This window comes from Staphylococcus carnosus (assembly GCF_900458435.1).
GTDB classification, from domain to species: Bacteria; Bacillota; Bacilli; order Staphylococcales; family Staphylococcaceae; genus Staphylococcus; species Staphylococcus carnosus.
The window spans coordinates 2542215-2565077 of the sequence record NZ_UHCT01000001.1 but is presented as its reverse complement, the minus strand read 5'-3'; the positions used below and the strand labels follow the sequence as shown (position 1 = coordinate 2565077).

Here is a 22863-nt window from a genome sequence, read left to right as displayed (position 1 = left end):
TGTGCGAGTGACTTTTTTTAAATTGTTTTAAAAAAACTAATTAGAAGTATACAATGTGTCCACCCTTTTTTATATAATTAAGAGTGTATCTTAATTATATAAAGGGGAGAAATAGCAATCATGAAAATTAAGCATCTATTTTCTGCTACAGCAGCACTTACTATTTTATTAGCAAGTTGCGGTTCGCAAGAAAAATCGGACAACGATACTAAGCATGAAGAAAAGACTAAAAAAGACGATAATCAAAAAACTGAGAAAAAAGAATCAAATTCAACATCAAGCTCAACGAATAAAAATCAATCTAGTAAAAGTTCTGAATCTAAAAAAGAGTCAAATTCAAACGTTAAACCTGTGAGTCAACTTACACCTCAAGAAAAGGTCGCTTTGGCATTATACGCACCTAAATCAGCCGATTTTACAGTCACTCCTAGTGAATTATTGAATCATAGTTATGTTCAAAATGGAAATGGGGGGGATATTCAACGTACAATTCAACAATTAAAATTATCTAAAGTTGAAGATGTGCCTAAATATATTCCAAGCGCACCTCAAAATATGGATTTTTATTATTCAAATAATTCTAAGGCAGCTTCGGTTGTTGTTATTGGAGTGAGTGATACTCAAGTTTTAATTTCGGGTACGCAAGGGATTAATCCATATCAACAGTTAGTAAATATTGGTGGGTTATATGACGTTAAAGATCTTTATAACCAATATAAAGATAGAAATTTCCAACAAGTAGCAAATCTTATTACTTTTACAGAATCAGCTGAGCCTGCACCAAAAGAGGATGATTCAAGCAGTGACAGCAAAAGCAGTTCATCAGACTCTGGAGAAAAAGTAACTCGTGCTAATGTGATAGATAAAGTAGAAGACTATGAAGGTCATAAATTAGATACAAGCACTTACACGTATAAAGAACCTGAACAAAAGAGTGATGGAAGTTGGGGCTTCTCATTTGTAGATAAGTCAGGCAAACTTGCAGGGTCTTACATCGTTCATTCAGATGGTTCAGTAGAAAAATTTGATGCTAAAGGACAACCTGAATAGGAGGACTTCAACAGATGAAAATGAAGTATTTGTTTGCTGCTTCTGCAACGTTAGCCCTCTTACTTTCAGGATGCGGGCACAGTGACAATAAATCATCAGACAGCAAAAAAGATAATAAACAAGAAGCAAAGCATAAGGATAATAAAACTTCTGAAAAACAAACCAATAAAGAAAGATTTTCAGAATAGAATAGTGAAAAAGATAATTCCGAATCAGAAAAAACATCTGATAATATCAAAAGCTTTAAACAACTCACTAACAAAGATAAGATTGCTTTAGCAATGTTTGCAGTGGGACATTCAAAGTATGCAAAAACAACCATTTCAGCAGAAGAATTATTAAACCATAGTTATGAGAAATTGGATAGTTTGAAAAAGGTACAAAAATCTATCCAAAATATTAAATTCCAAAGAACATTTGATGGACAAGTACCAGGACAGCCTTCTAATATGGATGTTTATGAGTCATATGAATCAAAAGGTAACTACCTTACGATGATGGCTATGACAGATTCACAAATCATTATCATGCCTGAGCAAGGAACAAATACGTACCAACAATTATTGGATTACGGTGCAATTTATAACCTTAAAGACTTGTATGAAAAATATAAGGATAATCCAAACTTTTCTAAAGTGGTAAATATGATTTCGGTTAGTGAAACGCCTGAAGTAGGAACAAGCAGCAAGTCTGATTCTTCTTCTGAAAGCAACGCTAAAGAAAGCACGAGTTCAAGTGGCACAGTAACACGTGCTAATGTGATTGATAAAGTGGAAGACTACGAAGGTCATAAATTAGATACAAGCACTTATACGTATAAAGAACCTGAACAAAAGAGTGATGGAAGTTGGGGCTTCTCATTCGTGGATAAGTCTGGCAACCTTGCAGGTTCGTATATCGTTAATTCCGACGGTTCAGTAGAAAAATTTGATTCTAAAGGACAACCGGAATAATATTTATAAAACTCTGCAGCTTATATGTTGTGGAGTTTTTTATGCTCCTTACTATAATTGAAAAATGTCAGAATTTTTAGTACAATGAGAGACGTTAATTATATTAATCAAACTTATCAAGAGAAGCAGAGGGAATTGGCCCTATGAAGCTTCAGCAACAGAAGGTTATTTAGACTGACCTCACTGTGCTTCATCCAACAAGTACAACTTGAAAGATAGGTGCATATACATAGTAGGCTATATGTTGCTTATACAGTGACATATAGCTTTTTTTGAAAAAAGTATGACGTATCTATCAAAATAAAAGGGGGAACTATGAATGGTGATGTCAAGAAGATTAGCTAAGATACCGGATAGTTATTTTGGAAAAACAATGGGAAGAAAAATTGAACATGGACCGCTTCCTCTCATCAACATGGCAGTAGGTATTCCAGATGGAGAAACACCTAAAGGAATTGTCGATGAATTTGCGGACGCTTTGAGACTTCCTGAAAACCAGAAATATGGCGCGTTCCATGGAAAAGAAACGTTCAAACAAGCAATTGTCGATTTTTATCAACGTCAATATGGCGTTGAATTAGATAAAGATGATGAAGTATGTATTTTATACGGCACTAAAAATGGTCTGGTAGGCTTACCGAACTGTATTGTTAATCCAGAAGATTATGTATTGCTGCCTGACCCTGGATATACAGATTATCTGGCTGGCGTTTTATTTGCGGATGCGCATCCCTATGCATTAGAGTTAGAACCTCCGAATTATCAGCCCGATTGGGATAAAGTGCCTGAGGATATCTTGAAACAAACGAAGCTCATCTATTTAACTTATCCGAATAACCCGACAGGCTCTACAGTAACACAAGAAGTGTTCGATGAAGCGATTCAAAAATTCAAAGGAACGCAAACTAAAATCGTACACGATTTTGCCTATGCTGCCTTTGGATTTGATCATAAAAACCCAAGTATTTTGCAATCAAAAGATGGAAAGGATGTAGCGATAGAAGTCTACTCGCTGTCTAAAGGATATAATATGTCAGGTTATCGTGTTGGTTTTGCATTGGGGAATAAAGATGTTATTCAAGCATTGAAGAAATATCATACACATCACCACGCTGGCATGTTCGGTGCATTACAAGATGCGGCTACTTTTGCTTTGAATAATTATGATGATTTTTTAGAACAACAAAGTGAAGTGTTCAGAAAACGTCGAGATCGCTTTACTGCTATTTTAGATGAAGGTGCTATTCCATATGAACCTATGACAGGTGGTATTTTCTTATGGTTAAAGACACCTGAAAGCTATACTGGAGAACAATTTGTGGAATTCCTATTACAAGATCAGTCAATATTAGTTGCCCCGGGTATTCCATTTGGCGATAATGGCAATCATTATGTACGTGTTTCTCTTGCGTTAGACGATGAACAATTAGATGAAGCAGCGAAGCGGTTGAAATCACTTAGCCCTATGTATAAAAAATAACTGTAAATTAATACCAAACAGAAACTACATTTTAGGCAGTTCAGCCACATATTATAATTCTAAGAAGTTACAAAAGATGCTATTATGCAGGTGTAATAAAAAACATTCAGACGTCCTGGTAAAGAAGACTGAGTGTAAAAATGTTAGGCGTATGGTCTGAGCCATATTCTACCTTAGGCTTATTGAAATAGTCGATTATGTTGGGTGCATAATCGACTATTATTTATTGTCTTTCTTTAACAATAAATAAGCAGCGACTGTTAAAGTTACTGTGTAAATCACTTTGAAAGTTACAAAAGCACAACGAAAAAAATGAGAGGTGAGACAACAAAAGTTGTTTCATCTCTCATTATTTTACTATATATAAATTTTAGGAATAATCTTCAAAAAAATAGAACACTGGATATACGGCTACAACACACACGGGGTGGTGGGAGGTGCTGCCATATATCCAGTGTCTTCTTTTTATAATTAGTAAAAGGAGTTAGGTTATTGCCGTTTATCGGGAAGTGGCAATAAATGAAATTCAGTATATATCCTTATCGGGTGAAGATATATACCAGATAATGAAAAGAATGTTCTTAATCGGGTTTAAGAACAATGGCGATTCATGCCCCAATTCCTGTGGACCCAGGGCATGTAGCCGATATGTTTATTTTAATCGTTTCACTCATAATGGCTGCAGTTTAATAGATGATCGCTTGTCCATTACTGCTTTTCTGGAGTGATTGCAAATGCACGGACAGGGAATCCAGGCGCATCTGCAGGTTTAGGGCTGATTGTATAAATCACTGCCCCTCTTTCAGGGAGTTGATCGAGATTTGTTAACAATTCGATTTGGAATGTATCTTGACCTAATACATAACGCTCTCCGATTAAGTCGCCGTGTTTTGCGACATCAACAGAAGCATCTGTATCAAAAGTTTCATGTCCTACTGATTTAACGCCGCGTTCTTCAAGTAAGAATTGTAATGCGTCTAATGCCCATCCAGGAGCGTGAGGATTGCCTTCAGCATCTTTATTCTCAAATTGTTCAACGTTCGGCCAGCGTTTTGACCAATCACTGCGGAACGCAACGAATGAATCGGGTTCGATGCGGCCGTGCTGGTCTTCCCATTCTAATAAATCTTGGCGTGTAAGGCGAAAATCAGGATTTTCCGCTACTTCTTTAGAGTAATCAAGCACGATAAGGGGCAATACAAGTTCTTTTAAATCGAGCTCATGTAAATAGCGTTTATGTTCCACAAAATGGATAGGTGCATCAATATGGGTGCCATATTGTGTCGCAACACTCCATCTTTGGACGAAAAACCCATCTTCAGGTACCGTACTGATTGTATCGATATATGCTTCTTCTAATGCGCTGAAATGTGGACTCTTTGAATCAAATGTATGCGTCAAATCGACCCATTTATTTTCTTTCAAAGCTTTCAGCTGATCCCATAAAGGATAACTCATCGTAAACACCTCGCTGCTACTGCAATTGTTGTTATTGTTAAAAATAATAAATACTTAAAAGAAAAGTGGTTTTTAAGAGATAAATCGGCGGGATAAATCTCAAGTTATTGAGTTGAGCAGCATGATTAGGGGAAGGAGAGACCTAATCATGTTACTGCCATACTCAATTTCTTTTGGCTTATGCTGTTTCTTGACCTTGTTCTTGACGTAATTTTTTAACTGCTGATACTAAGACAGATAATGCTTCTTTTACTTGATCTTCATTACGTGTTTTCAAGCCGCAATCTGGGTTTACCCAGAATAATGAACGGTCGATTTCTTTCAATCCGCGGTTAATTGCGACTGTGATTTCTTCTTCAGTCGGGATACGTGGACTGTGGATATCATATACACCTAATCCGATACCTAAATCATACGTAATATCCTCAAAGTCTTTAATTAAAGCACCATGGCTTCGAGACGTTTCGATTGAGATAACATCTGCATCTAAATCGTGGATAGTATGAATGATTTCGCCGAATTGAGAATAGCACATATGCGTATGGATTTGCGTAGCATCTGCCACTGATGATGTTGCTAATCTGAATGAACGCAATGCTTGTTTCAAGTACTCTTCATGATATTCTTTGCGAAGCGGCAAACCTTCACGTAATGCTGGTTCATCTACTTGGATAACTTTGATACCAGCATCTTCTAATGCTAATACTTCTTCATTAATCGCTAAAGCGATTTGATCTTGTACTTCTTGGCGTGGAATATCAACACGTTCAAATGACCAGTTTAAGATTGTAACTGGACCTGTCAGCATACCTTTTACTGGGTGGTCCGTTAAGCTTTGTGCATAAGCTGTTTCTTCCACTGTGATTGGTTTTGTCCATTTAACATCTCCGTAGATAACAGGCGGCTTAACAGCACGAGAACCATAAGATTGTACCCATCCGTATTTAGTAACTAAGAAGCCTTGCAATCTTTCACCAAAGAATTCAACCATGTCGTTACGCTCGAATTCACCATGTACAAAGACATCTAAGCTGATATCTTCTTGGATTTGAATCCAGCGTGCAATTTCATCACGTAAGAATTGGTTGTACTCTTCATCGCTGATACGATGATTTTTCCAATCTGCACGTTTCTTACGTACTTCTTTAGTTTGTGGGAATGAACCGATTGTTGTTGTTGGCAGCTCAGGTAATTTTAAGCGTGCATCTTGAACTTTTTTACGTTCAGGGAATGCTGATTCACGATGTGTACGTACGCTGTCAAAATCATATTCAAGATTTTTGAATGCTTGATTTTGGAAACGTTCATATTGTGCTTTCAATTGATCGTATTTCTCTGCATCTCCATTATTGATAAGACGTTTTAAAGCATCTAATTCATCTAATTTTTCAGTCGCAAAGCTTAAACCTTCTTCGATTGTTTCATCTAACACTTCATCATCTAATGAAACTGGCACATGAAGTAAAGAAGAAGACGGTTGGATGACTAACTCATCTGTATATTGTTGTAATTCTTCGATTAAATCTTTTTTAGCTTCGATATCTGCAGCCCATACGTTACGGCCATCGATAATACCAGCATATAACGCTTTATCTTTAGATAATTTACCATCTCTGATTTGTTGTAAGTTCACACCGCGGTCATGAACGAAGTCTAAACCAAAGCCTTTAACCGGCAAGCTGTTCACAAACTCTAAATCTACATGTTCGAAGTAAGTTTGGATAACTAATTTGTCTGCTAAACCTGCTTTTTCGAAGTAGTCATATACATGGCGAGTAATATCTTCTAATTCTTTTGCGTTATCTGTAACAAGTACAGGCTCATCAATTTGAATATATTCAGCACCAGCATCTACTAATGATTGTAAGACTTCTTTGTATAATGGCAGTAAAGTTTCTACTTTTTCTTCAAATGATTGATCGCCGCCACGTGATAATTGTACAAATGATACAGGCCCTAAAATGACAGGATGTGCAGGGACATTAAGTTGTTGTGCAAATTGGAATCTTTCAAGTAATACATTGCGATTTAATTTTGGTTCTGCATTATCCCATTCAGGTACGATATAGTGATAGTTTGTGTTGAACCATTTGATTAAAGCACTTGCGACATGTTCTTTTGTACCACGTGCGATATCAAATAGTAAGTCGTCATTCACTTCTTGACCTTGGAAACGTTCTGGGATGATGTTGAATAATAACGATGTATCTAGCACATGATCATATAATGAGAAATCTCCAACAGGTACACTGTCGATATTATAGTTCTTTTGTAATAAAAGGTTTTCTTTATGCAAGTCGTTTAATGTTGTTGTTAATTCATCATAATTTGTTTTGCCTGCCCAATAACTTTCGATTGCTTTCTTCCATTCTCTTTTGCGTCCTAAACGTGGGAATCCGATATTAGCTGTTTTAATTGTCATATTATTGCCTCCTGGTTATTTTCAGTTTTAGTTTTAAAATAAGTTGCAAGTTCTAGTGAATAATCTACTTGTTCAAATGGTGTGATGAGGTATAAGCCATTAAAGTGTTTTGTGACCTCATCTACTAATTTTCTGCAAATGCGTAAGCTCAATTCTTTTGTTTTTTGTTTATCGTCTTTAACTGCTTCAAATTGCTCTAATACATCTTCTGGTAAGGTGATACCAGGTACTTCATTGTGTAAAAATTGTGCGTTCCTATAACTTGTAATCGGCATAATACCGATAAAGAATGGTGAGTCTAAATGTGCTGTTTTTTCAGCGATTTCTTGAATCTTTTCAACCGTATAAACGGGTTGGGTGATAAAGTAATTCATCCCACTGTCTAATTTCTTATCCAAACGTCGAACGGCTGCTTCCATTTTTCGAACATTCGGATTGAATGCGCCAGCGATATTGAAATTAGTAGTTGTTTTTAATGCACCGCCGTCGATGTTCAATCCTTGATTGAACCGAACAGCTAATTCTGTTAATCCTTTAGAGTTCACATCGTATACATTATTAGCACCTGGCAGGTGACCGACTTTTGAAGGATCGCCTGTAATTGCTAAGATTTCGTTGATGCCTAACAGTGATAAACCTAATAAGTGGGATTGTAGTCCGATTAAGTTTCTGTCTCGGCATGTGATATGCACTAAAGGTTCGATATTATAATTTTGTTTGATAATGCTTGCTGCGGCGATATTGCTGACACGTACTGTGGCTAAAGAATTGTCAGCTAAGGTAATCGCATCTACATTGGCTTTATCAAGTTTTGTGACATTAACAAAAAATTTTGTTGTATCTAAGTGTTTCGGTGTATCAAGTTCTACGATGACAGTAGGACCTGATTTTACTTTTGTAGTTAAGTTATCTTTTTGAACCGGAATGGAAGGGTGATTGCTTTTGCGTCTGATTGGAATCACTTTCTTCTCATTAATCGGTTCTAAACCTTCGACGGCTTCTTTTATATAATGAATATGTTCTGGTGTAGTACCGCAGCAACCACCGATCAAGTGAACACCTTCTTTTACAAGCGACTTCGCAATTTTTCCAAAGTATGATGCATTATCGCTATACTTGATAGAAGAGTTTTCAAAATCAAGTAAGCTTGCATTTGGATAACACGATAATAATGCATGTTGCGGAAGTTCTATATGTGTAAAAGATTGTTGCATATGATGCGGACCGTGATGGCAATTCAGACCGATGACGTCCGCACCTTCTGCTTCCACTTGTTTGAGTGCTTCATTAATTTCAGTACCATCTTGCAGATAATTGGTATTAGAAGCGGTAAGTTGTGCGATAACGGGTATATCGTATTTTTTCTTTGTCGCTCTGATGACCTGCAAGAGCTCGTTTAAATCATAGTAAGTTTCAAATAATAACGCATCCACACCTTCATCAATGAGTGTATCAATTTGAATGTCTGTATGATAAAGAATTGTTGAAAGCGATAATTCATTTTGTTTTACGCCTTTGAATCCACCTACAGTACCTAAAATAAAGGTGTCTTCATTGGCTGCTTTTTTAGCAATTCTTACAGCAGCTCGTGTAATGTCTTTCACTTGATGCTCCAATCCGAATGTTTGGAGTTTTTCAAAGTTTGCACCGTAAGTGTTGGTTTGAATGACATCAGCACCTGCTTGAATGTAAGAACGATGGATTTGTTCGATTTTTTTCGGGTGTGTTATGTTGTAAGCTTCGGGACAAGTATCGATCCCTTCGGAGTAAAGAATCGTTCCTATTGCACCGTCAGCTACTAAGACGTTCTCTTTCAAAGTTTGTAGAAATCGGCTCATAGTATGTTTCCTCCAATGCTGCTTCAAAATCTGCAATCAATTCGTCAGGGTCTTCTAATCCAACACTTAATCTTAATAAATCAAACGTAATACCGCGTTCGTTTCGTACATCTTCAGGAACTGAAGCATGTGACATTGTGGCTGGATGAGAAACAATTGTTTGAATACCGCCTAAGCTGACTGCGATTTGAGGTATTTTCAATGCTCTTGCGAACTCAGGTACTTTTTCAGGGTCGCTTAAACGGAAACTTAAAACCGCACCGCCATTTTCAGCTTGTTTTTTATTGATTTCATCATTTCCTGGGTAATAAACTTCTGTGATTTCAGGACGTGTTTTTAAGAATTCAATAATTTTTTGTGTGTTTTGTACGGATTGATTCCAACGTACATGCAATGTTTTTAGATGTTTTGTCAGTGTCCAGCTGTCTTGTGCTGATAATCCACTGCCTAACGTATTTTGAATAAATCTTAACTGTTCTGCTACTTCTGCATTGTTAGTTACCACGATCCCTGCGATTAAATCGCTATGTCCGCTTAAGAATTTAGTAGCACTATGGCTTACAATATCAGCGCCTAATTCTAATGGTTTTTGTGATAACGGTGTTAAGAAAGTATTATCGACAGATAATAATAAGTTATGTGCTTTTGCTACATCAGCAATAGCTTTGATATCTGTCACTTTAAATAATGGATTTGATGGTGTTTCAATATGGATCAGCTTTGTGTTTTCTTTAATCGCTTTTTCCACTTCTTCAGGTTTTGTGGTATCTACAGTTGTCACTTCAATATTTAATCCTGGTAAAAACTGTGTACATAAACGGTACGTTCCGCCGTAAACGTCATTAGGGATGATAAGATGATCTCCGCTTTCTAGTAAGAAGAAAACTGCTGAGATTGCGCCGATGCCTGAGTTGTAGGCAATACCATAATCTGCATTTTCTAATGCTGCAATTTTTTCTTCAAGTACTTCACGATTCGGATGACCTGATCTTGCATAATCGTACGATACTTCTGATCCGATTAATTCTGTTGGGAAAGTTGAAGAATCGTATAATGGCGGGTTGGCTGCTAAAATGTGCGGGAATTGATGGTGCTTGATTAAATTTGTTTCTGATGATAGTGACATAAATAAACACTCCTTTAGTTATTGAGATTGCTTTTGGCTGCGGAAGTTCTGGAACTAAGGAGGGAAGCTGACCACGAAAAAAAGCTTCCGTCCTTTAAACCCGAAATGAATCGGATGTAAAGGACGAAAGCTTGTGCTTCGCGGTACCACCTTAATTCGCTGCTTTATTGCTAAAGCAACCTCTTCCAGTACGCTAAATCTGTCTATGGCTCCAATACTGAAATAAAGGCCCGCTATTATAATAATCAGCTAGTTGCTGTATGATTTAAAATAACGTTTCGTCATCCAGTACGCCATTGTGCAAAAATGTTAATACTGTAGCGCTGTAACGGGCGCCCCCGTTGATGCCTCATATCGACACCACCACTCCAAGGCCATTTTCAAACTTTCTTTCTGCGCCTCCTTTCAGCGGTCAGAGGCTCTCTGTGCCAGCAGTGTAAGTTCTACTTTCCTTATTATCGTGTTTAGGAACGATATTCAATTGTTCAACTTAGTGTAAAAAGATTTGTTTTTTGTTGATGACCACATTGTATATTGCACTTTATCAGTTTGTCAACAGAATTTTCAGAATAATGCATAAAAAAGATTTTTGGATACACTTGGAGCCCTACAGCACCAAGCGATTTAAGAAATTTAAATTTTTTGAATTTTTTTATTTCAGTGTGACGATTCAGCGCACTCTTTTTAACAAGAATAAGAAAAATTGCTTTATTGAAGACCGTATTTTTTTTACAATAGGAGAGGAGTATTGATGAGAAAGGTGGGTTGCGATATGTCTGATGATATACATGACCAGCAAGCGCAAGTTGAAGAGATTTCACTCGAAGACATTCGTCCAAATCCCTATCAGCCGCGCAAACATTTTGAAGAAACTAAATTAGAAGATTTAGCTGCGTCTATAAGTGAACATGGCGTATTGCAGCCGATTATCTTACGTAAAACTGTAAGAGGATATCATATTGTAGTAGGCGAACGACGTTTCAGAGCTTCACAAAAAGCAGGTAAAACGCATATTCCAGCGATTGTAAAAGAAATGACAGAAGCAGATATGATGGAACTTGCTATTATTGAAAATCTGCAGCGTGAAGATTTGAATGCGGTGGAAGAAGCGGAAAGTTATCGTAAATTGATGGATGATTTAAAACTGACACAAAAAGAAGTTGCGACACGATTAGGAAAGTCCCGTCCTTATATTGCAAATATGCTGCGGTTGCTGAATTTACCAACTGATATTACGCAATATATCAAAGATGGAAAACTATCAGGTGCTCATGGCCGTACTTTATTGATGCTGAAAGATGAAAAGATCATGAAACGTACTGCAAAACAAGCCATTCATGAAGCATGGAGTGTGCGCTACTTAGAAAATTATGTCAGTGAATTGACTTCTGATCAGAATAAAGAGAAACAAGAAAAGCAGCAGACTAAAAAGCCGCGTCTGATTCAGAGAGAAGAACGTCGTTTGAAAGAACGTTATGGAACAAATGTAGCTATTACTACCAAACGTAATAAAGGCCAGGTTACATTTGAATTTACTTCAGAAGAAGAATTTATGCGCTTAATAGAAGCTTTGAATAGTGAATCGTAAGAAATTGCGCGTAATTCGTGATAAAATGTATATTTGATGTAAAAAAATATAATTAAAACACCGTGCAGTAAGACAGGAGGAAAATGGCTTGAAAACGTTTTGGAATACTTTACATGGAGTGTTCAATTCACTAATTGAACCTTTTACGAAGTCTGAAACATATGCGGATCTTTTAAACAAATTGATAATGATATTAATTTATATCATTGTCGCAATTATTGTTATAAAAGTCTTGAATAAATCGATTGAACAATTTTTCAAATTACAAAATCGCAGCAGTCATGGCAGAAAACGTTCTGTAACATTAACTGCTTTAGTGAAAAACGTTGTCCGTTATGTTGTCTGGTTTATCGTACTGACAACTATTTTAGGTAAATTCGGTATCAGTGTAACAGGTCTCTTAGCTGGTGCTGGTGTTGTCGGACTGGCAATCGGCTTTGGTGCACAAACAATAGTTAAAGATATCATTACAGGTTTCTTTATTATCTTTGAAAATCAATTTGATGTCGGAGATTATGTTAAAATCAATATGAACGGAACTCCGATTACAGAGGGTACAGTTCAAACGATTGGTCTGCGTTCAACACGCATTCATGCTTATACTGGCGAACTGACAGTTTTACCTAATAGTGTGATGTCTGAGATTACCAATTTCTCAATTTCAAATGCAAAAGCATTGGTGGAAGTGCCGATTGCTATGGATGAAGATGTAGATAAAGTAGAAGAGAAACTCAGCGATTTCTTAGCAACATTGCATTCAAATTATTATATTTTTGTTTCTAAACCAGAAATCCTTGGTATTGAGGATTTAACGGGTAATGCTTATATTTTAAAAGTGGCAGCTGAAACGACACCGAATAATGCCGTTCCAGGATCTCGTATCTTGCGTAAAGAGATTGCGAACTTCTTGAATAAAGAAGGGATTAAGTCTCCTGCACCAGTTATGATGCAATATAACGGTCAATTCGGACAAAATGATAATTCATAATGATGGGGGATTGTGTAAATGGCAATTCAGTATGGTCTGAATGATATTGTGGAAATGAAAAAAGCGCATGCTTGCGGTGAAAATCGTTTTAAAATTATTCGCATGGGTGCAGATATTAGAATTAAATGTGAAAAGTGCCATCGAAGTATTATGATGCCTCGTACAGAGTTCAATAAAAAATTAAAAAAAGTACTTGTATCAAATGATGCAAAAAAGAAGGAGAATGAATAATGGCTTTAACAGCTGGTATCGTGGGCTTGCCGAACGTCGGAAAGTCTACTCTATTTAACGCAATTACAAAAGCAGGTGCGCTTGCTGCAAACTATCCATTCGCTACAATCGATCCTAACGTTGGGATTGTAGAAGTACCGGATTCACGTTTACAAGCATTATCTGATATCGTAAATCCTAAGAAAGTTATCCCAACTACTTTCGAATTTACTGATATTGCAGGTATTGTTAAAGGTGCTTCTAAAGGTGAAGGTCTTGGTAATAAATTCTTATCACATATCCGTGAAGTAGATGCTATTTGTCAGGTAGTTCGTGCATTTGACGATGATAACGTTACACATGTTTCAGGTCGTGTAGATCCTTTAGATGATATCGAAGTCATCAATATGGAACTTGTATTAGCGGATTTAGAATCTGTAGATAAACGTTTACCACGTTTAGAAAAAATGGCGCGTCAAAAAGATAAAGATGCAGTGAATGAAGTACGTATTTTAGAACGCATCAAAGAAGCTTTAGAGGCCGGGGACCCTGTCCGCAGTCTTGAATTCAATGAAGAAGATGCAAAATATGTGAAACAAGCACAATTGTTAACTTCTAAACCAATGATTTATATTGCTAACGTTGGTGAAGATGAGATTAATGAAGCGGATAATGAAAAAGTAACAACAATTAAAGAATATGCTGATAAAGAAGGTTCAGAAGTCATTGTTATCAGTGCTAAAATTGAAGAAGAAATTGCGACATTAGATGAAGAAGATAAAGAAATGTTCTTAGAAGATTTAGGTATCACAGAGCCAGGTCTTGATCGTTTAATCCGCAGTACTTATGACTTGCTTGGACTTGCAACTTACTTTACTGCTGGTGTACAAGAAGTACGTGCTTGGACATTCCGTAAAGGTATGACAGCACCTCAATGTGCGGGTATTATTCATACAGACTTCGAACGCGGCTTCATTCGTGCAGAAGTTACTAGCTTTAAAGACTATGTAGAAAATAATGGTGAACATGGTGCTAAAGAAGCAGGTAAAATGCGCTTAGAAGGTAAAGATTATATCATGCAAGATGGTGACGTTGTACACTTTAGATTTAACGTGTAAATAAAGCTAATAAATAAACGGAAAAGTTCTTAGATTAACTAAAGAACTTTTCCGTTTTTTATATTATTTTAAATTTTGTAGTACAACCATACGATATCCCCGTCCAATTGTTCAACGTGGTGAATTTTATATTTTTGGATGACATCACTTTGATCTTTATCATTATTATCAAATAAATTTGGACGGTTAAAATGATCATCCACTACAGGAGCGATGATGACACTGATTTCATCAACTAATCCTTGTTCAAAGAATGACCAGTTAACTCCGCCACCGCCTGACAAAGTAAGTTTATCTAAGTTGAATAATTGATTTAATTTAGAAACAACAGATTTTAAATCTAAATTTTTATTTGGGCCTCCGAAAACATAAGAAATATTAAGGTTTCTTAAATGTTCTAGATAAGCATCAGATACATTTTCTGAAAGTACTTCAATAATATGCATTTTAGGTCGATCACGGAATTTGATGTAATTTTGTTCCCAAGCAGCTTTACCAGAAGGGTCAATAGAAATAACATAATGATCTAAGTCTGTATTTGCGACAAAATCCTCATTTCTTGAATATGATTTAGGATCTTCAGGTAAGTTAGGCATTTCTTTACTTGTAAAGTTTTCTTCGATAGTTTTACGTCCTAGTATCATTGCATTTGAATTTATTTTTTCATCTGCGTATTCATATGCTTTTCCTAAGTTTGATCCTGCTACTTTATTATAAGGACCGGTGATATTACCATTGATTGATTCAGACATATGCAAAATTATTTTAGGTCTAGTCATCAAAAAACCTCCTATTGTAGTTGAAAGAAATATAATCAATATACTACTTATTTTTATATAGTTAATGGTAGCACCTTAAAAACAGGTTACAAACAATAGGTGTCAAAAAGTGAGTAATAATACTCATATATGTTAAAAAGAGTTTGACTAGACTGAGGGCGGTCTAATCAAACTCTTTTTAGTATGAATTTAATAATATAATATAGACTTAATCAACTCTATTTAATTGTTGGAATACAATCTTTAAATGTCTGACTTGTTGTAATACATCAGGAAATTTCATCGAGATATCTAATTTAAAATTAAATTCAGAATATAAAAAAATTTGCTATTTTAAATAAAAATATGTTAAAATAAAAGTAGTAAATAACAACGTGAGAAGTGATGAAATATATGACAAAACAACAAAAAAAGAATAACGTTTTTCAACCACAAAGTAAGAACCGATACCGCATTAGGAAGTTCAGCGTAGGACTTGCATCTGTTCTCTTTGGAACTTTTTTAATTTACGCAAATCCTGCAAATCATGCTGAAGCAGCTGAAACAGAAGCAGCTTCATCTCCTCAAATAGAAAAGGTCAATCAACCAAGTACTGCGACACCTGAAAACATCGACCAAGCATCTAAGAACAATCAACCTGAAACCTCGGAAAATTCTCAATTGCAGAACCAACAGCCAAAAGCGAATGCAACTGATCAACCACTTATTCAAAATGAAATCCAAACTACACCTGAAAACAATGTAGTGACACGAGAAGCACAACCTGAGGCACCTACATCAGAAACTACAAATACCCCAAATCAAAATGAAATTCAACAACCCAATTATCATGCACCATCACCGGAAGCTAAAGCGAAACCTATAGAATCTATTCAAGGTATTAAAGAACAAGTTTATAGTAAATCTGTTACGGTATATCCAGCTTCAACCGTTGCGAAAACAGCAGGTGAAAAACGGGGCATTAATCAAGCACGCGAAAGCCTTGGTTTAATCGTTCCGCAAAATAAAAAACTTTATATTCGCCAAGCAAAAGGAAGTAATGAAGCAGACTTGCGTGTAGATTTAATGACAGACGACAGTAAGCAAATTAAAAATGCAACTGTATCGAAAAATGGTGCGTGGAATTCAATTTCTACTGGTATAGATAGTGCTGCATTCTTGCGAATACCTGTGGGATTAAATCATAATCCGATTGTTGAATATTATGTAGAAGACGATGCAGGCATTACATTACCGACTTTCCGTAAAGAAGGCGATCAACAAGCTTTTCTTGATGATTGGAAAAAACGTGATACACCATATGGTTATGTAGATGGTGACAAAATTGCATTTTTAATACCGAAAATTGATTTACCGAGAGTTGAGCAATTCGGCGTAAATCCTACAAATCTCAGTTATAAGAATATAGATGATATGATCAATTATTACGAAGATATTATTAAGCATTATGATGAGTGGGTAGGATTGAATGATGACATTAACTCTGTTCACTATAATGTGCCGCAAAAGTATTTTACGATTGCTGATAAAAATGGATTCGGTTTAGCTTATTACTCTTCTAACTTAATGGGGTCAAACAATCCTTCAATGTATGGCTATTTAGTAAAAGGATGGCTTGCATTGCATGAGGTAGGTCATGGATACGATGGCATTATGGTTAATGATGAAGACATGAATTTGATGGAAGTTGAAAATAATATTTTAGCGAACCAATATCAAACAACAGTGATGGGAATAGATAATGGCTGGTTATATGAAGGACATCAAGAAAGCACACAACGTGATATTCATAACCGCATTATCAATGCAAATGGTACTTTTAAATTCGGTAATATCGGTTATAGAGAACGTCTTGATTTTATGACTAAAATGGTAAGGCTCACTGGTATTGATGGATTTACTGAGATGTGGAAAGGCATTAGAGAGGAAGAAGCAGCTGCTGATAAATTGCACAATCCATTTATTCAAGATGTACCAAAATGGATTAATACATACTGGTTAGCGGATCAAGGTGTAAACGGTACAGCATATTTTGATTTGTATAATATCGATTTATCGCAAGTTTTGAAAGACAAGCTCGCTTCTTACAATAATAGTTTCGCTTATCCGCTTGCTATGTTGATTCAAGATAAAGCAGAATTAGAGCGTATTAAGCAGAAATTGAATCTTGCTACTGAATATGAATTAGTAAAATCGTCTGATTTGGCAGATATATCTATTTTTTCAAATGCAGAAATTACTTTGAACTTAAATGGACAAACTTTGCCAGAAAATGTGAAGGTCAGCCTATTGGAAAATGGAAAAGAAGTGGCACAAGCGACAGTGAAAGACGGTAAGGCAGTCTTCCCTCATATTAGAGCAGGTGTTTATCAAATTGCTGCACCGCTATCACTAGAGAATGCATTGCCTCGAAGCCAATATTTAATTGTGAAAGAAGCGGGTAATAATACTGCGACTTTAGACTACCCGACGTATGAAGGAACGCAATCGAATGTTACACAACAATTATCTTTGAGAGGTTTGAGCAATAGAGAATTTGCTTTTGTAGATTATGATCCAGATAAGAAAACAATTAAATTTGTAGAAAATCCTGGTCAGCCTCATTTCTATTTTAATGACGAATATGTACATGTAAAAATTGAAAAAGCAGATGGCACAGTCGTTTTAGATGAATCTTTAGTTGGCAGTAAAAACCTACCATACAAAGTACAAGAATTTAATTTAGACTATGGCGACAAAATTATAGTACGACATCGAGAACCTGCTGCAAGACGAAAAGTAGTTCGAAAAGAAACGAATCAGGATCTTGTATTTCCATATGCTAGCAATGAAACAGTAACATACACACTTACAGATAAAGGCTTTATTATAAATGATGAAACAGAGGCTGATGCTAACAGAAGATATAGTACAGCTATTACTTCAGATGTAGATAAAATAGCAGATGAAATTAAAGCCAATCCTAATAGAAATTATCGAACACAACTTTTCCATGTTTTACAAGGTACAAAATTTGTAAATGGTGCAATAAAAGCTGAATTAGAAGGTATTTTACAACCTTTAGTTGAAAAATATTATGTGATAGAACCTATCGTAAATCACATTGAAAGAGGCGCTACAACAATAACTGGTGAAGGACAGCTTGAAAGTACAATTATTGTCACTTTTCCAAATCAAATTTCTTCAATGGTTGAGGTAGACACAGAAAGAAAATGGAAAGTTGATGTTCCTGAAGGGTTAATTTTAGAACATAACGATGTTACGTTAATCAAAGCAATAGGAGAATTAGGTTCTGTAAGTAATGAAGTAATAGGAAAAGTTGAAGATAGTATTAGTCCTGAGGCACCGCATATCAATGAAATCGAAGCAGGCGCTAATGAAATTAAAGGGACAAGTGAGCCCAATAGTACCGTTGTTATTACTTTGCCAGGAGGAACTATAGTTGAAGTAGAAACAGACAATAATGGTAACTGGAAATTAGAAACCAATGATAAATTAAGTAATGGATCGACTATTGAAGCAGCAGCTAAAGATTTAGCAGGAAATGTATCGGAAAAAGTAAGCATCATTGTAAAAGATACAATCCCACCGGCGCCGCCTACTGTTAATCCGTTAAAATCTACCGATACTGAACTATCTGGAACAGCAGAACCAAACTCGAAAATTACAATTAAGTTGAACGATCGAATTGTCACTGTTGAAACAAATGCAGCAGGACAGTGGAAATATATATTGGATGAACACACACAATTGAAAGGTGATACGGTCGTAATAGTTACTGCTACAGATAAAGCTGACAACCAATCTCTAAACACTGAAGCTATTGTCGAAAATATTATTACTCCAATACCGGATAATGCTGAAAAAACACCAGAAGCAGTAGAAGAACCAAATGAGAGTGATGAAATAGAAGAAGATACTTGGGGATTGATTGATGGTAAGGGAAATGCTGAGGCAATAAAAAATAGCAATTTAGATTATGAGTTTAATGATACAAAAACAGAAGAATCTACAGATGATTGCGATATTGAAGAGACTGAAAAAGAAGAATCAGACAAAGTGGTAGCACCTTTACCAGAAAGTGAAGATAAAGCTCTAGAGGTACCAACAGATCAAACAAAAGACGAAGAAAGTCATGAAAGTAACGGCGCAACTGTTAATAGAGTGGGTACTAAAGCAGGCAGTAAGAACCTTCCAGTGAATACAAATAATCAACAGGTTCAAGTTGAGAAAGTGGAAAAATCTTATAAATACAAAAAAGAAGTAACACATACAATACAACCACTACCACGTGAAGAAATAGTGATAGATGAGCCTGAGATTATAACGGTTACTTCTAACCCTGTTCATACTGAAGAAACTGTTTTGAAAGAGAAACATCCAAGTACGAAAAGCAATATTTTTGGCTCAAAAATTGGCGAGGTAAAAGAAAAGTTGAATAATACTTCAGTTAATTCGAAGCCGTTTATCGCCAATGAAAAAATTAAAAATAATCAATTACACATTTCAAATACTATAGAGAACAATTATTCTATTTACAAACCGAAAAAAGAAGACGTCGTTCAATCAAAATTACCAATGACAGGTATTTCAAATAAGGATGACATTAGTCCTCTAAAAGGGTTAGTATTGATTTCTGGTCTCGTATTATTAGGAATTGCAACTAATCGTAGAAAAGACGAATATTAGAATAGAAAAAACATGCTCAAGTTTGCATTTAAAAATGTATTGAGCATGCTTTTTTATTTGTTTGGAATGTTCGTCTTTTCTGAATTACATTATGTTGTTTTAATTTGCACTAATAATTAATAAAAGATTCAATTATGATTGATAGTTGCTTCATTGAAAAATCAGATCGTGTTTGAAGCACACTAAAATTTAAATAAAAAGCTATAGATATTTTTAATCATAGTCTCCTGATAGATTATTAATAGGGTAGAATTGATCTTTTAATTCTAATTTTAATGTTTCAGCATTCACTAGACCGATAGTTTTGTCGCTGTCATATAGTTCTAATAAATAAGAAGCCATTTCCTCAGGTGTATTATAATTTTCGACATTACCTTGATATTCAAAGTTATCTTTATCCAAAGAGCGCTGCATGAATTTAGTGTCTGTAGGTGCAGGAGCTAATACTTTAGCACGCATTTTGGCATCTTTGTTTTTCAACAATACATTTAATCCTTCTGTATAAGCAGAGACATAATATTTAGTGGCTGTATAAGTTAATGAAACTGGGAAAATTTCATAACCAGCAACTGAAGAGAGGTTGATAACTTGGGTACCTTCGACATTTTCATAATCTCTGACAAATAGGGATGTGAGAATTGTCAATGCTTCAACATTTAAACGTATCATTTTTTCTGTTTTATCAAAATCTTGATCACTGATTTGGTTGAAATCTCCGAAGCCAGCGTTATTAATAAGAGTTTGAAGCTCATAATCATTGAGTTCTTCATAAAGTTGATGTACTTTTTTGGGTTCTGATAAATCTACTGATTTAATAACTACATCTAATTTAGGGTGTTGCGATTGAATTTTCGCTCTCAATGCTTGTAAATTGTCTTCGTTGCGTGCAACAAGTATGAGATTATTTTCTCGTTCGGCAAATTTTAAAGCCGTTTCATAACCGATTCCAGAACTAGCCCCTGTAATTAATGTATATTTCATAATTGATAAACCTCCTTAGAGTGAATAAAGAGATGATACAATATTTACAAATAATTGCGCAAAACATTTGTTTGTCTAGATATTAATATAAATTACATTCAATAGAAAAATAAATACGCCCTTCATAGCTTTAACCCTTTAAGTATCTGGCTATGAAGGACGTTTTTTAATATGACATTATAATGCTAATTTTAATAAAATTTATCCAATATCGCCTAAAGTAGCGACCATTACTGCTTTGATAGTGTGCATACGGTTTTCAGCTTCTTGGAATACGACAGAGTGTTTGCCTTCGAAGACTTCGTCTGTAACTTCCATTTCTTTCAAGCCGTATTTGTCATAAATTTCTTTACCGATTTTAGTATCAGTGTTGTGGAATGATGGCAAGCAGTGTTCGAAGATGACACGTGGATTGCCTGTTTTTTCGATCATTTCTTGGTTAACTTGGTAAGGTTTCAATAATTCGATACGTTCTTTCCAGACATCGTCAGGTTCGCCCATAGATACCCAAACGTCTGTGTAAAGTACGTCTGAACCTTTCACACCTTTATCGATATCATCTGTCACTAAGATTTCGCCGCCGTTTTCTTCAGCCAATTCTCTACAACGGCTCAATAATTCGTCTGTCGGATTCAATTCTTTCGGACATACAAGGTGGAAACGCATACCCATAATTGCAGCACCTGCCATTAATGCGTTCGCAACGTTGTTGCGTCCGTCTCCAACATATGTGAAGTTGATTTCGTGATAAGGTTTTTTCAATGTTTCTTTAGCAGTCAAGAAGTCAGCCAATACTTGCGTAGGGTGATCTTCATCTGTTAAACCGTTCCATACTGGAACGCCTGATTCTTTCGCCAATGTTTCAACAGTACGTTGAGAGAATCCGCGGTATTCGATACCGTCATACATGCCGCCTAAAACGCGTGCTGTATCTGCTGCTGTTTCTTTTTTGCCCATTTGGCTGCCTGTAGGTCCAAGGTAAGTAACGTGAGCACCTTGGTCGTAAGCGGCAACTTCAAATGCGCAACGAGTACGAGTTGAGTCTTTTTCAAAAATTAAGGCAATGTTTTTTCCTTTCATCGTCGGCTGCTCAATACCTGCGTATTTCGCTCTTTTCAAGTCTTCTGAAAGGTTGAGTAAAAATTCAACTTCTTTCTGTGAAAAATCTAATAATGTTAGGAAATTTCTGTTTCTTAAGTTTTGCATTATACATACAACTCCTCTTTGTGATTGATTTCACCTTTATTATAAGCGCTTACAATTTAAAAACCAATTTAAAACATGTTCGTCTACAAAACTTTCACACTTCTGCAACAATTTAACGAAGAATATATATTTTTAATATTTAGTTTTAAAGTACACAGTGTACATATACCCTCTTTTCCTTTGTTAAATAATGGAAATAATCATCTTACTGAAATGAAACTATATGGAACCAGCTTGTTGTTACAAGTGTCTTTGAGGAGATTCGATTTTCAATATATTTGTGATGATATCATCAATTTTATGCATTACTTCATGCGAAACACTATCTACCACACGATAATGACGTGTACTCAAATCTAAAGTTCTGATTTGCCCTACATCTATTGTGCCTTTGATATGATGTTCCATTGTTTTCAGTGCAACATCAGTAGGATATTTAACCGGTCGGCTTGTGATGGGAGAAACCCATACTAAACTTGTTTTATCATTGAAACTCGTACGGCTTAAAACAACACATGGTCGATATTTTCCTTTTTCACGACCAAGTATCGGATCTAAATTCACATCAATAATTTTGTATTGCTCTACCATTTTTCACGCTCCGATGCTTCGCCCCATTGGTGTGTTTCGTAATCATCATAATTGCCGCCTTGTTCAAAGAATTGATTCCATTCTTCCGAAAAACTTTGATGGTTTTCCTTTTTTAGGATGATTTGGCCATCAACAATTTCTTGTACTAATACATCACCGGGTTTTAAATTTAAAGATTTTATTACTGATTCGGATAAAGTAACAGCATGATCTTGTCCGCTTTTAAAAATATATGCTCGATTTTCAGTCATAATAAACACCTCTTTGTATACATATTTTAACTTAATAGGAAGCAGAGTTGTGAATTTAAACTATCTATGTCAGGTGAACTAAAAAACGCCGTTAAATTTATTAAAATTATAGTATAATATAGATATAAATAAACA

Annotated in this window: 18 protein-coding genes, 1 riboswitch and 1 other annotated feature; of the genes, 9 read left to right on the top strand and 9 right to left on the bottom strand. The window is 35.6% G+C overall.

Features of this window, described 5'->3' with window-relative positions; genetic code table 11:
- The first annotated feature begins 120 nt into the window (after nt 1-120).
- The 4 genes from DYE31_RS12540 to DYE31_RS12530 all read left to right on the top strand — a co-directional run bounded on the left by DYE31_RS12540 (nt 121) and on the right by DYE31_RS12530 (nt 3483).
- On the top strand, nt 121-1050 hold the full coding sequence (locus DYE31_RS12540; RefSeq protein ID WP_012664037.1) for a hypothetical protein: 930 nt from the start codon (nt 121-123) through the stop codon (nt 1048-1050).
- A 14-nt stretch (nt 1051-1064) separates the two neighbouring features.
- A complete protein-coding gene (locus tag DYE31_RS12940; RefSeq protein ID WP_012664038.1) occupies nt 1065-1238 on the top strand; it encodes a hypothetical protein in 174 nt (57 codons plus the stop codon).
- Between the two features lie 93 nt (nt 1239-1331).
- Nucleotides 1332-2003, top strand: coding sequence for a hypothetical protein (locus DYE31_RS12535; RefSeq protein ID WP_012664039.1), 672 nt, complete (start codon nt 1332-1334; stop codon nt 2001-2003).
- 110 nt (nt 2004-2113) lie between these two features.
- Nucleotides 2114-2225: riboswitch (SAM riboswitch) on the top strand.
- A gap of 97 nt (nt 2226-2322) precedes the next feature.
- Nucleotides 2323-3483, top strand: coding sequence for an aminotransferase class I/II-fold pyridoxal phosphate-dependent enzyme (locus DYE31_RS12530; RefSeq protein ID WP_012664040.1), 1161 nt, complete (start codon nt 2323-2325; stop codon nt 3481-3483).
- Nucleotides 3484-4191: 708 nt separating this feature from the next.
- On the opposite strand, the gene DYE31_RS12525 is transcribed toward DYE31_RS12530, so the two are convergent.
- From DYE31_RS12525 to DYE31_RS12510, 4 genes are all read right to left on the bottom strand, one after another.
- Nucleotides 4192-4941: a cyclase family protein gene (locus DYE31_RS12525; protein WP_012664041.1), complete on the bottom strand. Its 750-nt coding sequence runs from the start codon at nt 4939-4941 to the stop codon at nt 4192-4194.
- Nucleotides 4942-5119: 178 nt separating this feature from the next.
- Nucleotides 5120-7363, bottom strand: a complete 2244-nt coding sequence (gene metE, locus DYE31_RS12520; RefSeq protein WP_012664042.1) for a 5-methyltetrahydropteroyltriglutamate--homocysteine S-methyltransferase — start codon at nt 7361-7363, stop codon at nt 5120-5122.
- Entirely contained in the window at nt 7360-9201 is a 1842-nt protein-coding gene (locus DYE31_RS12515; RefSeq protein WP_012664043.1) for a bifunctional homocysteine S-methyltransferase/methylenetetrahydrofolate reductase, read from the bottom strand. Before DYE31_RS12515 ends, metE begins: the two co-directional genes overlap by 4 nt.
- On the bottom strand, nt 9155-10327 hold the full coding sequence (locus DYE31_RS12510; protein WP_012664044.1) for a trans-sulfuration enzyme family protein: 1173 nt from the start codon (nt 10325-10327) through the stop codon (nt 9155-9157). Before DYE31_RS12510 ends, DYE31_RS12515 begins: the two co-directional genes overlap by 47 nt.
- 116 nt (nt 10328-10443) lie before the next feature.
- Nucleotides 10444-10795: a binding site (T-box leader), on the bottom strand.
- Between the two features lie 304 nt (nt 10796-11099).
- Here DYE31_RS12510 and DYE31_RS12505 point away from each other — a divergent pair.
- The 4 genes from DYE31_RS12505 (at nt 11100) to ychF (ending at nt 14231) form a co-directional block, all read left to right on the top strand.
- Nucleotides 11100-11915 carry a ParB/RepB/Spo0J family partition protein gene (locus DYE31_RS12505; protein WP_041612924.1) on the top strand — a complete coding sequence of 272 codons (816 nt, stop codon included), beginning with the start codon at nt 11100-11102 and terminating at the stop codon, nt 11913-11915.
- 88 nt (nt 11916-12003) lie between these two features.
- Nucleotides 12004-12903, top strand: coding sequence for a mechanosensitive ion channel family protein (locus DYE31_RS12500; protein WP_012664046.1), 900 nt, complete (start codon nt 12004-12006; stop codon nt 12901-12903).
- Between the two features lie 18 nt (nt 12904-12921).
- Entirely contained in the window at nt 12922-13134 is a 213-nt protein-coding gene (locus tag DYE31_RS12495; RefSeq protein ID WP_012664047.1) for a DUF951 domain-containing protein, read from the top strand.
- The gene (gene ychF / locus DYE31_RS12490; protein ID WP_012664048.1) at nt 13134-14231 is read left to right on the top strand and encodes a redox-regulated ATPase YchF; all 1098 of its coding nucleotides are present in this window, start codon (nt 13134-13136) and stop codon (nt 14229-14231) included. Before DYE31_RS12495 ends, ychF begins: the two co-directional genes overlap by 1 nt.
- Before the next feature lie 68 nt (nt 14232-14299).
- On the opposite strand, the gene DYE31_RS12485 is transcribed toward ychF, so the two are convergent.
- Nucleotides 14300-15010, bottom strand: a complete 711-nt coding sequence (locus DYE31_RS12485; protein ID WP_012664049.1) for a dihydrofolate reductase family protein — start codon at nt 15008-15010, stop codon at nt 14300-14302.
- Nucleotides 15011-15403: 393 nt separating this feature from the next.
- Here DYE31_RS12485 and DYE31_RS12480 point away from each other — a divergent pair, with 393 nt between their 5' ends.
- Nucleotides 15404-19699 carry an Ig-like domain-containing protein gene (locus DYE31_RS12480; RefSeq protein ID WP_041612925.1) on the top strand — a complete coding sequence of 1432 codons (4296 nt, stop codon included), beginning with the start codon at nt 15404-15406 and terminating at the stop codon, nt 19697-19699.
- Between the two features lie 213 nt (nt 19700-19912).
- On the opposite strand, the gene DYE31_RS12475 is transcribed toward DYE31_RS12480, so the two are convergent.
- The 4 genes from DYE31_RS12475 to DYE31_RS12460 form a co-directional block, all read right to left on the bottom strand.
- Complete coding sequence (locus DYE31_RS12475) at nt 19913-20680, bottom strand: SDR family NAD(P)-dependent oxidoreductase (RefSeq protein ID WP_012664051.1); 768 nt, start codon at nt 20678-20680, stop codon at nt 19913-19915.
- A gap of 201 nt (nt 20681-20881) precedes the next feature.
- On the bottom strand, nt 20882-21886 hold the full coding sequence (gene argF, locus DYE31_RS12470) for an ornithine carbamoyltransferase (protein WP_012664052.1): 1005 nt from the start codon (nt 21884-21886) through the stop codon (nt 20882-20884).
- Between the two features lie 240 nt (nt 21887-22126).
- The gene (locus DYE31_RS12465) at nt 22127-22477 is read right to left on the bottom strand and encodes a type II toxin-antitoxin system PemK/MazF family toxin (RefSeq protein WP_012664053.1); all 351 of its coding nucleotides are present in this window, start codon (nt 22475-22477) and stop codon (nt 22127-22129) included.
- The gene (locus DYE31_RS12460) at nt 22471-22728 is read right to left on the bottom strand and encodes an AbrB/MazE/SpoVT family DNA-binding domain-containing protein (protein WP_012664054.1); all 258 of its coding nucleotides are present in this window, start codon (nt 22726-22728) and stop codon (nt 22471-22473) included. The genes DYE31_RS12465 and DYE31_RS12460 overlap by 7 nt, the downstream gene beginning before the upstream one ends.
- Nucleotides 22729-22863: the final 135 nt, after the last annotated feature.

Excerpts from the sequence above, each read along its gene's own strand:
- DYE31_RS12540 (WP_012664037.1), top strand. The coding sequence starts at position 121 with ATGAAAATTAAGCATCTATTTTCTGCTACAGCAGCACTTACTATTTTA.
- DYE31_RS12940 (WP_012664038.1), top strand. The coding sequence starts at position 1,065 with ATGAAAATGAAGTATTTGTTTGCTGCTTCTGCAACGTTAGCCCTCTTA.
- DYE31_RS12535 (WP_012664039.1), top strand. The coding sequence starts at position 1,332 with ATGTTTGCAGTGGGACATTCAAAGTATGCAAAAACAACCATTTCAGCA.
- DYE31_RS12530 (WP_012664040.1), top strand. The coding sequence starts at position 2,323 with ATGGTGATGTCAAGAAGATTAGCTAAGATACCGGATAGTTATTTTGGA.
- DYE31_RS12525 (WP_012664041.1), bottom strand. The coding sequence starts at position 4,941 with ATGAGTTATCCTTTATGGGATCAGCTGAAAGCTTTGAAAGAAAATAAA.
- metE (WP_012664042.1), bottom strand. The coding sequence starts at position 7,363 with ATGACAATTAAAACAGCTAATATCGGATTCCCACGTTTAGGACGCAAA.
- DYE31_RS12515 (WP_012664043.1), bottom strand. The coding sequence starts at position 9,201 with ATGAGCCGATTTCTACAAACTTTGAAAGAGAACGTCTTAGTAGCTGAC.
- DYE31_RS12510 (WP_012664044.1), bottom strand. The coding sequence starts at position 10,327 with ATGTCACTATCATCAGAAACAAATTTAATCAAGCACCATCAATTCCCG.
- DYE31_RS12505 (WP_041612924.1), top strand. The coding sequence starts at position 11,100 with ATGTCTGATGATATACATGACCAGCAAGCGCAAGTTGAAGAGATTTCA.
- DYE31_RS12495 (WP_012664047.1), top strand. The coding sequence starts at position 12,922 with ATGGCAATTCAGTATGGTCTGAATGATATTGTGGAAATGAAAAAAGCG.
- ychF (WP_012664048.1), top strand. The coding sequence starts at position 13,134 with ATGGCTTTAACAGCTGGTATCGTGGGCTTGCCGAACGTCGGAAAGTCT.
- DYE31_RS12485 (WP_012664049.1), bottom strand. The coding sequence starts at position 15,010 with ATGACTAGACCTAAAATAATTTTGCATATGTCTGAATCAATCAATGGT.
- DYE31_RS12480 (WP_041612925.1), top strand. The coding sequence starts at position 15,404 with ATGACAAAACAACAAAAAAAGAATAACGTTTTTCAACCACAAAGTAAG.
- DYE31_RS12475 (WP_012664051.1), bottom strand. The coding sequence starts at position 20,680 with ATGAAATATACATTAATTACAGGGGCTAGTTCTGGAATCGGTTATGAA.
- argF (WP_012664052.1), bottom strand. The coding sequence starts at position 21,886 with ATGCAAAACTTAAGAAACAGAAATTTCCTAACATTATTAGATTTTTCA.
- DYE31_RS12465 (WP_012664053.1), bottom strand. The coding sequence starts at position 22,477 with ATGGTAGAGCAATACAAAATTATTGATGTGAATTTAGATCCGATACTT.
- DYE31_RS12460 (WP_012664054.1), bottom strand. The coding sequence starts at position 22,728 with ATGACTGAAAATCGAGCATATATTTTTAAAAGCGGACAAGATCATGCT.